Annotated in this window: 9 protein-coding genes; 2 read left to right on the top strand and 7 right to left on the bottom strand. The window is 60.9% G+C overall.

Annotated elements, in window-relative coordinates:
- Positions 1-251: 251 nt before the first annotated feature.
- Entirely contained in the window at positions 252-1,784 is a 1,533-nt protein-coding gene (locus tag AC58EF_RS19590) for a TadA family conjugal transfer-associated ATPase (RefSeq protein WP_497278055.1), read from the bottom strand.
- Between the two features lie 220 nt (positions 1,785-2,004).
- On the opposite strand from AC58EF_RS19590, the gene AC58EF_RS19585 reads away from it, so the two are divergent.
- Together AC58EF_RS19585 and AC58EF_RS19580 are read left to right on the top strand one after the other, a co-directional pair.
- Positions 2,005-3,543: a glycosyltransferase family 39 protein gene (locus AC58EF_RS19585; protein WP_497278054.1), complete on the top strand. Its 1,539-nt coding sequence runs from the start codon at positions 2,005-2,007 to the stop codon at positions 3,541-3,543.
- Complete coding sequence (locus AC58EF_RS19580) at positions 3,536-4,522, top strand: glycosyltransferase family 2 protein (protein WP_497278053.1); 987 nt, start codon at positions 3,536-3,538, stop codon at positions 4,520-4,522. Before AC58EF_RS19585 ends, AC58EF_RS19580 begins: the two co-directional genes overlap by 8 nt.
- 48 nt (positions 4,523-4,570) lie before the next feature.
- Here the strand turns inward: AC58EF_RS19580 and AC58EF_RS19575 are convergent, their stop codons facing one another.
- From AC58EF_RS19575 to AC58EF_RS19550, 6 genes are all read right to left on the bottom strand, one after another.
- Complete coding sequence (locus AC58EF_RS19575) at positions 4,571-4,825, bottom strand: ATP synthase F1 subunit epsilon (protein ID WP_497278052.1); 255 nt, start codon at positions 4,823-4,825, stop codon at positions 4,571-4,573.
- Positions 4,826-5,002: 177 nt separating this feature from the next.
- Entirely contained in the window at positions 5,003-6,448 is a 1,446-nt protein-coding gene (gene atpD, locus AC58EF_RS19570) for a F0F1 ATP synthase subunit beta (RefSeq protein WP_497278051.1), read from the bottom strand.
- Positions 6,449-6,470: 22 nt separating this feature from the next.
- Positions 6,471-7,355 carry a F0F1 ATP synthase subunit gamma gene (locus AC58EF_RS19565; protein WP_497278050.1) on the bottom strand — a complete coding sequence of 295 codons (885 nt, stop codon included), beginning with the start codon at positions 7,353-7,355 and terminating at the stop codon, positions 6,471-6,473.
- A gap of 3 nt (positions 7,356-7,358) precedes the next feature.
- Positions 7,359-7,985 carry a LysE family translocator gene (locus AC58EF_RS19560; RefSeq protein WP_497278049.1) on the bottom strand — a complete coding sequence of 209 codons (627 nt, stop codon included), beginning with the start codon at positions 7,983-7,985 and terminating at the stop codon, positions 7,359-7,361.
- A gap of 4 nt (positions 7,986-7,989) precedes the next feature.
- Positions 7,990-9,519 carry a F0F1 ATP synthase subunit alpha gene (gene atpA, locus AC58EF_RS19555; protein WP_497278048.1) on the bottom strand — a complete coding sequence of 510 codons (1,530 nt, stop codon included), beginning with the start codon at positions 9,517-9,519 and terminating at the stop codon, positions 7,990-7,992.
- Positions 9,520-9,550: 31 nt separating this feature from the next.
- The gene (locus AC58EF_RS19550; RefSeq protein WP_497278047.1) at positions 9,551-10,105 is read right to left on the bottom strand and encodes a F0F1 ATP synthase subunit delta; all 555 of its coding nucleotides are present in this window, start codon (positions 10,103-10,105) and stop codon (positions 9,551-9,553) included.
- Between the last annotated feature and the right edge of the window lie 33 nt (positions 10,106-10,138).

Raw genomic sequence — 10,138 nt, 5'->3', positions numbered from 1 at the left:
AATCTATCCGAGATCTCCGATGGCCACCCGCGAAACTGACCGGCCGCTACTGCGCTTGATCGATGAGCGCGCGTCAGTGGCACGTCGCAGGCGCGTCGCGAGCGCAAAGCTGCCGCAATTGGCGCAAAATTGCCCGACGACGGTGTGAACTTCGGCACTGTTGCGTTTCGTCGCACCATTCGGCGCCGAAATTCACCGATCAGTCTGATCCCGGCCCTGGCGCGAACCACCCGGTCATGTTTGTCGCACGCTCAGAGGCAGGCTTCCAGAAAGGGCTGATCGAAGCCGAACATGCGTGCCTTGTCGAGCGTATAGGGGCGCAGGCCCATGGAGCGATATTCGCCCACGATCTTCCCGCTGTCGTCCTCGTCATGATATTCGAACTTGAACAGTTCCTGGGTGACGATGACGTCGCCTTCCATGCCGATCACCTCGGTCACATTGGTGACGCGGCGCGAACCGTCGCGCAGGCGCTTCACCTGTACGATCAGGTCGACCGAATCGGCGATCTGCTTGGAAATGGCTTCCTTGGGGATTTTGATGTCGCCCATCAGGATCATATTCTCCATACGGCCAAGGCATTCGCGCGGGCTATTGGAGTGGAGCGTGCACATCGACCCGTCATGGCCCGTGTTCATCGCGGCGAGCAGGTCGAAACATTCCGCACCGCGAATTTCGCCCAGGATGATGCGGTCAGGGCGCATACGCAGGGCGTTCTTGACGAGGTCGCCGATGGTGATCGCGCCCTGTCCCTCCAGGTTCGGCGGGCGGGTTTCCAGCGGCAGCCAGTGCGGCTGTTGCAGGCGCAGTTCCGCCGCGTCCTCGATGGTCAGCACGCGCTCACCCGGATCGATCATCTTCGACAGGGCATTGAGCATGGTGGTCTTGCCCGAACCTGTACCGCCCGAAATGACGATGTTGAAGCGGCAGGCGCCCGCAATCTTGAGCGCGGTGCACATTTTCTGGCTCATCGCGCCCCACTGGGCGAGCATGTCCAGCGTGATCGGCTTGGCGGAGAATTTACGGATAGAGATGGCGGTGCCGCGCAGGGAAAGCGGCGGAACGATCACGTTCACGCGGGAACCGTCGGGCAGGCGGGCGTCGGCCAGCGGCGTGGTCTGGTCGACGCGGCGGCCGACCTTGTTCACGATGCGCTGGGCGATCTGGAACAGATGCTCCTCGTCGCGGAACTGGATCGGCGCGATCTGGAGCTTGCCCTTCTTTTCGATATAGGTCTGCTCCGGGCCGTTCACCATGATGTCGCTGACGTCCGGGTCAGCCAGCAGTTCCTCCAGCGGCCCTAGGCCCAGAAGCTCGTCGACCAGCACCTTTTCCAGAGCGAACTGCTCGCGCCGGTTGAGGGTGAGCTTCAGTTCCGCCAGCACTTCCATGATGATCGGGCGGAATTCCTCCGCCAGCTCATCCTTGGTCAGGGTCGCGGCGGCTTCGGGGTCGACGCGTTCCAGCAGACGGGGAAGCACCTGTTCCTTGATCTTGTGGACGCTGGCCTCGAAGCCCTGCGGTCCGGCGTCGGGCACATGTTCGGCATTGGCGCGTTCCGACAGGCGCGACATGGCGTCGGCGTTGCGCTGCATCTGGCTGGTTGGTGCGGACAGCGGGTCGAAGGGCGCTTCGGCGGGCAGGGATGCGATATCGAGTGGCGGGAACTGATCGCCGCCGCGCGGCGCTTCCTCGCGTGCCGCCGCACCGCCCTGCATCGGGCGGGCCACGCCAAAGCCGGGCTTGATCCCGGCAGGTCCATTCTTCCGTCCAAAGGCGCTCATATGTCTCCGCCGCTTTTCGTAACCGATCCAAGGTCGATCAAATTCTGTTGATAAGGTGAATAGGCCGGAAACTTTTCCAAAAGGCTAATGGACGAAAAGTGCGGTTGCAATCCACTCGCGCTGGCTCCCATGCCGTCCACAAGGTCGTCCATTTGCTTGGGGAAAGATTATTTTAACCAAAAAATCTTACAGCCTGCGAAGCCGGGAAGAGGGGGTTTCATTGTCATTCTGGTCACAAATTTCGCAAACCGCAAAGTCTGGCGGATTGGTGAGACGATTTCTGCGCATATTTATCTTGCTGGGGGTGATCTATTTAATCACCACGCGGCTGATGATATCGGCGCATCTGCCCTTTTGGCTGGATGAAACCTGGACTGGCATGATTGTCACGCGGTCGGGCTGGTCATCCTTCTGGCGCGAGGCGTGGCTGGATTGCAATCCGCCGCTCTATTATCTGTTTCTTTGGGGCTGGGTTCACTTATTCGGCGATAGCAATTTTATGCTTCGCCTTCCGACCTTTCTGTTCATCATCGCCGCCGCCCTGTTGCCTGTCATCTGGCGTCCGCGTGGGCTCAAACTTACTGCGGCATGGTTGTTCGCCGCGTTGATCATAGTATGGCCTCCGGGCCTGCAAGTAATGATTAATGCGCGTAGCTATGGTCTTATGATCTTGCTGTCTACGGCATCCTGCCTGGTTTTAGCGCGGTTGCTGGATCGTCTAAGTTGGCAATATGGGGCCCTTTGGGTCGGCCTTGGCACCACCATGTTTCTGACCCATTATTATTCGGCGGTTTTGATGATCGGACAGGCGGTGATCCTTACGTATCGCCATAGGCTAGCGTTATTTCGCATATGGCCGGCCATGTTCATGGCCCTACCTGGGCTTGGCTGGTTGGCATGGCATGCGCCGCGATTGAAGGATTACGCGCGGCCGGACGTCGTCTGGTATGATCCGTTGTCCATAGAGGCGGCACTGATGTATTTGTGCTATATATTGGGCCCTGTCACCATTTTTTCCGCTGTCGGGTTTATCGCTTTTGTTTGCATAGCTTGGAAGGAACGGCGTTCTCTTGCGGGCTCGAACTCGAAACTGTCTACTGACTGCTTGCCGGTATGCTTTATTGCCCTTACGACAGGGGCCGCGCTGATCGGATATATTCTCGCCATTTTTATTGGCTTGTTTCAGCCTTCATTAACCGATCGCTATTTCATCCCGCTGATGCCGCCGGCCATGCTCGGCCTAGCGCTCGTCAGCCAACTGGTGCCGCGAGGAGAATTGGCAGGTCTGGTCATGGCGTTCGCCTATCTTCTGCCGGGCCTTAACAATCATGTTACGCACGCAAGCCTCGATGACCGTGTTGTTTATGGATATGAGCAGGCGAGCGATTTCGTGCAATCGCACCATCCGGATCAATTGTTGTTTCTTTGGGATCATCCGGGCACCAAGATTATGGATCAGGGTTCGCTTCAGGGTATTGGCGGCTATTTCATGAAGCGGGCGGGATATTCTGTTCCCGTCAAGGCACTGGTGGTGCCCTTGCATGCTGACGCCAACCTGATGTTGCGTCAAGCGGCCGATGGCCAGCGACCCGGCGTCATCTGGCTTTATGACAAGATGCGGCGGTCGGCGGCGCTGGATCATCCACCGACATTCGCAAACGACCCGGAATGGACATGCCGCGATCAGACTCGCGAGACCCTTCCTGTCGGCGAATTTGGCACAATCGCTTGCGTAAAAGCAGGAGGCGACCATGATTGAAGGACTAATATTCGACGGGGTGAATTCCCGGCATTCTGCCGATACTATATCCCTCGTCGTACCTGTATTCAACGAACGTGAAGCCATCGGGTCATTTGTGATGGCAGTGGACAGGGTGGTAGCTTGTGGTTGGGAAGAAGGTGACCGACCTGATTTTGAGATCATCTTTGTGGATGATGGCAGCATTGACGGCACGGCGGATGTCGTGCGTGCTATGTGCCGCGTCGATCGCCGGATTAGGCTCATATCGCTGTCGCGGAATTTCGGTAAGGAAGCCGCGCTGAGTGCTGGATTAAGGGCGGCATCTGGGAACGCGGTTGTTCCGATAGATGTGGATTTGCAAGATCCTCCTGAACTTCTTCCCCAGATGATCGATCTGTGGAGAACAGGCGTTCAGGTCGTTAATGCAAGACGTCAGGATCGAAAAGCCGACACATTCTTCAAGCGATCAAGTTCACAGCTTTATTATAAAGTTATCAATTCTCTATCCGATTATCCTATCGCACCAGATGTCGGTGATTTTAGATTGTTTGATCGAGTGGCGATAGACGTCCTCAATAATATGACTGAACATTCCCGTTTCAATAAGGGGTTGTTTTCTTGGATCGGCTTTCGCACTGCTACGTTGGAATATTGCCGCCCTATGCGATCCGTAGGTGATACGAAATGGAGCGTGTCCAAACTCATGGTGCTGGGATTAGATGGGATCGTCTCGTCGACCACATTTCCCCTACGCATCTGGACGTTAATCGGGGCCGGGATTTCCGCAGCGGCTTTTTGCTACGCGACATTCCTGATGATTCGCACGATGATATCCGGCGTGGATACGCCAGGCTACGCGTCGTTGATGGTGGCCATATTGTTCCTAGGCGGGCTGAACCTTCTCAGCCTTGGCCTGATTGGCGAATATGTGGGCAGAATTGCCAAGCAGGTCCGTGGCCGCCCTCTATATATCGAAGCCGATAGGGCCGGCTTTTAATGACCGGACGGGAAAACGCGCTTCGCACGCCTTTCTGCCCGGTCGGTTTTATCCCGCCTTCTCGGCCAATACCGTCAGGCCCTTCTCATTCACCTCGGCGAAACCGCCCTGCACGGGAATGATTTCCGGCGCCGCGCCGGCGCTGTTGAAGATCTGGATCGCGCCATCGCGGACGGTCGACATGAAGGGCGCATGGCCTTCCAGCACGCCGAAGTCGCCGTCGGTGCCGGGGACGACCACCTGATAGACTTCCTCCGAGCGGACGAGCTTTTCCGGGGTCACGAGTTCGAAATGCAGTGCCATTCTCTTCTTCTCCCCCTCCCTTTCAGGGAGGGATTTGCCGGGTGGTCCATGCCGGGGGCATGGATCACCGGCGAATGGGTGGGTGCGCCTGCGCGCCCTGGCCGAGAAGCAGGAAGCTCGCTTCGCTCGCTACCCACCCCTCAATCCTCTCCCTGGAAGGGAGGGGAGGGTTGCTTCTTACGCCGCTTCGGCAGCCAGCTTCTTCGCCTTCGCGACCGCTTCGTCGATGCCGCCGACCATGTAGAAGGCGTTTTCGGGCAGATGGTCATATTCGCCTTCGACCACGGCCTTGAACGACTTCACCGTGTCTTCGATCTGGACGAACTTGCCCGAGATGCCGGTGAAGACTTCGGCGACGTGGAAGGGCTGCGACAGGAACTTCTGCAGCTTGCGCGCACGGGCGACGGTCAGCTTGTCCTCTTCCGACAACTCGTCCATGCCCAGGATCGCGATGATGTCCTGCAGCGACTTGTACTTCTGCAGGATCGCCTGAACCGCACGGGCGGTTTCATAATGTTCCTGACCGACGACGCGCGGCTCCAGAACGCGGCTGGTCGAATCCAGCGGGTCGACCGCGGGATAGATGCCCAGTTCCGAAATGGCGCGGTTGAGAACGGTGGTGGCGTCAAGGTGCGCGAACGAGGTCGCCGGCGCCGGGTCGGTCAAGTCGTCCGCGGGGACGTAGACGGCCTGAACCGAGGTGATCGAACCCTTGTTGGTGGAGGTGATGCGTTCCTGCAACGCGCCCATGTCGGTCGACAGGGTCGGCTGATAGCCCACCGCCGAAGGAATACGGCCGAGCAGAGCCGACACTTCCGCGCCCGCCTGAGTGAAGCGGAAGATATTGTCGACGAAGAACAGCACGTCCTGGTTCTCGACGTCGCGGAAATATTCGGCGATGGTGAGGCCCGACAGGGCGACGCGGGCGCGGGCGCCCGGCGGCTCGTTCATCTGGCCATAGACCAGCGCAACCTTCGAGCCTTCGCTGATCGCGTTGCCGTCGGCGTCCTTGGCGATGACGCCGGCGTCGAGGAATTCGTGATAAAGGTCGTTGCCCTCGCGGGTGCGTTCACCCACGCCCGCGAAGACCGAGGTGCCGCCATGGCCCTTGGCGATGTTGTTGATCAGTTCCTGGATCAGCACGGTCTTGCCCACGCCCGCGCCGCCGAACAGGCCGATCTTGCCGCCCTTGGCATAGGGGGCGAGAAGGTCGATGACCTTGATGCCCGTGACGAGGATGGACGCATCGGTCGACTGGTCGACGAATTCGGGGGCCTTGGCGTGGATCGGCGAGGTGAGGTCGGTCGCGACCGGGCCGCGCTCGTCGATCGGTTCGCCGACGACGTTCAGGATGCGACCGAGCGTGGCCGGGCCGACGGGAACGCTGATCTGCGCGCCAGTGTCGGTGACTTCCTGCCCGCGGGTCAGGCCGTCGGTGGAGTCCATCGCGATGGTGCGAACAGTGTTCTCACCCAGATGCTGGGCGACTTCCAGCACCAGGCGCTGGCCGTTGTTGCTGGTTTCCAGCGCCGAGAGAATGGCGGGGAGCGCATCCGGAAAGGTCACGTCGACGACGGCGCCGATGACCTGCGAAATGCGGCCTACATTGTTGGTGGTTGCCATGACTTTATGTCCTTGCCTGCACTTAGAGGGCTTCGGCGCCCGAGATGATTTCGACGAGTTCGGTGGTGATCGCGGCCTGGCGGCTGCGGTTATACTGAATGGTCAGCTTGTTGATGAGGTCGCCGGCATTGCGGGTCGCATTGTCCATCGCGGTCATCGACGCGCCCTGTTCGGACGCATTGTTTTCCAGCAGCGCCTTGAAGATCTGCACCGTCACATTGCGCGGCAGCAGGTCGTCCAGGATCGCTTCCTCGCTCGGCTCATATTCCACCGTTGCGGGGATCGCGTTGCGATCGGCATCGGCGGGAATCTTGACCGGGATGATCTGCTGCTCGGTCGGGATCTGGGCGAGGGCCGACTTGAAGCGCGAGTAGAAGAGGTGCGCGATGTCGAACTTGCCGTCGAGGAACATCTTGCTGAGTTCCTGCGCGACCGCCTGCGCCTGATCGAAGCCCGGCTCCTTGGTGCCGGTGGTGTCGTAATTGGCGACGATCTTGCCGGGGAAGGCACGGTTGATGACCGGACGGCCCTTGCGGCCGATCAGATAGAAGATGACCTTCTTGTCCTCTTCCTCCAACTCGCGCGCCTTGGCGATCGCGGCCTTGACGATATTGGCGTTGAACGCGCCGGCAAGGCCACGGTCGGAGTTGGCGACGACCAGCAGATGAACGTCGTCCTTGCCGGTGCCGGCGAGCAGCGGAGAGGCGCCTTCGCCCGATCCGCCGGCGATCTTCGACGCGAGGCTCGCGACGACCGCTTCCAGACGGCTCGAATAGGGGCGGGCGGCTTCGGCCGCGGCCTGCGCCTTGCGCAGCTTCGCGGCGGCGACCATCTGCTTCGCCTTGGTGATTTTCTGGGTCGACTTGACCGACCCGATGCGGAGCTTCAGTTCCTTGAGGCTAGGCATAGATTATGTGTTCCGAGCAAGGGCCAGACGGCCCGCGAGACCAAAGAAACCGACGCCCATGGCGCCTTCGAACCAGCGCATGGCGCTGCTTTGACCGACCTTGCGGCCCGCTTTTGTGGCGAGCGCGGCGAGCAGGGCGCACCAGAAAAAGCCCAGCGCATAGACGATCGCGATCAACAACATGCCCTGATACGGCGCTTGCCGACCCGTGCCGACGAACTGCGGCAGCGCGGCGAGGAAGAAGATCGCGACCTTCGGGTTCAGCACGGTGCTGATGAATCCCTGCATGAAGGGCGATCCGCCGATCCTGACCCTGGGCGCGTCCGAAGCCGGAGCCGGCTTGATCGCCCCACGCAGCAGGCCAAGGCCCATCCAGGCCAGATAGAGCGCCCCGGCGACTTTCACCGCCATGAACAGCCCCGGCACCGCGTTCAGCACGCTGAGGAAGCCGAAGCCGCACAGCAGCATGTAGAAGAGGCCGCCGAGCTGGATGCCCCCGATCGCCGCCATCCCGGCCTTGAAGCCACGGCGCGCTGCATGACCGGCCACCAGCATGGTGTCCGGTCCCGGCAGCAGCACCAGACCGATCGACATCACGGTCCAGGCCAGGAGGGAATGGGCGGTCAGCACTTACTTACGCAAAGGTCTTGCCGAACGTGTCGAGCGCGGCCTTCAGCTTGGCCTTGGGCTCGTCGCCCAGATCCTTGCTGTCGCGGATCGCAGCCAGCACATCAGCATGATCGTGGCGCAGATAGGCGAGCATCGCCTCTTCGTAACGGGTCACGTCCTTGACGGGGATGCCATCCAGATAGCCGTTGGTGCCGGCGAAGATCGACGCGGTCTGCTCCTCGAAGGGCAGGGGCGAGAACTGGGCCTGCTTCAACAGCTCGGTCAGGCGCGCACCGCGGTTCAGCAGCTTCTGGGTCGATGCGTCGAGGTCCGAACCGAACTGGGCGAAGGCCGCCATTTCGCGATACTGGGCCAGCTCCAGCTTGATCGAGCCCGACACCTTCTTCATCGCCTTGGTCTGCGCGGCCGAGCCGACGCGCGACACCGACAGGCCCACGTTGATGGCCGGACGGATGCCCTGGTAGAAGAGGTTGGTTTCCAGGAAGATCTGGCCGTCGGTGATCGAGATCACGTTGGTCGGGATGTAGGCCGACACGTCGCCCGCCTGCGTTTCGATGATCGGCAGCGCGGTCAGCGAGCCGTTGCCATTGGCGTCGTTCATCTTCGCAGCGCGCTCCAGCAGGCGGCTGTGGAGATAGAAGACGTCGCCCGGATAGGCTTCGCGGCCCGGAGGACGACGCAGCAGCAGCGACATCTGACGATAGGCGACGGCCTGCTTGGAAAGATCGTCATAGACGATCACGGCGTGCATTCCGTTGTCGCGGAAGAACTCACCCATGGTGACGCCGGTGTAGGGCGCCAGATACTGGAGCGGAGCCGGCTCCGAAGCGGTCGCGGCGACGACGATCGAATATTCCATCGCGCCATTTTCTTCGAGCTGCTTGACGATCTGCGCGACGGTCGAGCGCTTCTGGCCGACGGCGACGTAGATGCAGTAGAGCTTCTTGCTCTCGTCATCGCCCGCGTTGATGCCCTTCTGGTTGATGAAGGTGTCGATCGCGACGGCGGTCTTGCCGGTCTGGCGGTCGCCGATGATCAGTTCGCGCTGACCGCGGCCGACGGGGACGAGGGCGTCGATCGCCTTGAGGCCGGTCTGCACGGGTTCGTGCACCGACTTGCGCGGGATGATGCCCGGCGCCTTGACTTCGACGCGCTTGCGCTCGGTATATTGGATCGGGCCCTTGCCGTCGATCGGGTTGCCGAGGCCGTCGACCACGCGGCCGAGTAGGCCCTTGCCGACCGGAACGTCGACGATGGTGCCGGTGCGCTTGACGACGTCGCCTTCCTTGATCTCGGCGTCCGAGCCGAAGATCACGACGCCGACATTGTCGGCTTCGAGGTTGAGCGCCATGCCCTGCACGCCATTGGCGAACTCGACCATTTCGCCCGCCTGGACGTTGTCGAGGCCATGGACGCGGGCGATGCCGTCACCCACGGTCAGCACGGAACCGACTTCGCTCACCTGCGCTTCGGTGCCGAAATTGGCGATCTGGTCCTTGATGACCTTCGAAATTTCTGCGGCGTTGATATCCATGTTCAGCCTTTCATCGAAGCCTTTTGGGCTTTCAGCCTTTCATCGCGTGGGCGAGACTATTCAAACGGGTGCGGATGGAAGAATCGATCATCTGACTGCCGATCTTAACGACCAGCCCGCCCAGGATCGCGGGGTCGACCTTGGCGTCGACCGCGACGTCGCGGCCCACGCGCGCCTTCAGACTCTTGGCGAGAGCGCCGATCTGGGTCTTGGTGAGGGGGCGGGCGCTCGTCACTTCGGCGCGGGCCTCGCCCTTGTGATTCGACAGCAAGGTTTCATAGGCGCGGATGACCGCGGGAAGCTGGGCCAGGCGCCGGTTCTGCGCGAGCACGCCCAGGAATTTCGTCGTCAGCGCGTCGATGCCCATGGCGGATGCGACGGCGGCGATCGTCTTGCCGCTCACGTCGCGGCTCAGCACGGGACTGTTGATCAGCCCCTTGAAATCGGCCGATTCGGCTATCGCCGCCTTGAGCGCGGCCAGGCTGCCCGCCACCGTGTCGAGCATATTTGCGTCGCGCGCCAGATCGAACAGCGCCACCGCATAGCGGCCGCTGAGGCTGGCCTGAATACCGCCGCTAGTCTCCACGCGCTTACCGTCCTCCGCTTGGCTTCACGGCAC

This window comes from Sphingobium sp. WR1 (genome assembly GCF_059693745.1).
Note: the sequence above shows the minus strand (reverse complement) of the source record. Positions and strands in the feature narration are given on the sequence as shown.

Coding starts and splice junctions, on each gene's coding strand:
- AC58EF_RS19565 (WP_497278050.1), bottom strand. CDS start 7,355: ATGCCTAGCCTCAAGGAACTGAAGCTCCGCATCGGGTCGGTCAAGTCG.
- AC58EF_RS19575 (WP_497278052.1), bottom strand. CDS start 4,825: ATGGCACTGCATTTCGAACTCGTGACCCCGGAAAAGCTCGTCCGCTCG.
- AC58EF_RS19580 (WP_497278053.1), top strand. CDS start 3,536: ATGATTGAAGGACTAATATTCGACGGGGTGAATTCCCGGCATTCTGCC.
- AC58EF_RS19590 (WP_497278055.1), bottom strand. CDS start 1,784: ATGAGCGCCTTTGGACGGAAGAATGGACCTGCCGGGATCAAGCCCGGC.
- atpA (WP_497278048.1), bottom strand. CDS start 9,519: ATGGATATCAACGCCGCAGAAATTTCGAAGGTCATCAAGGACCAGATC.
- atpD (WP_497278051.1), bottom strand. CDS start 6,448: ATGGCAACCACCAACAATGTAGGCCGCATTTCGCAGGTCATCGGCGCC.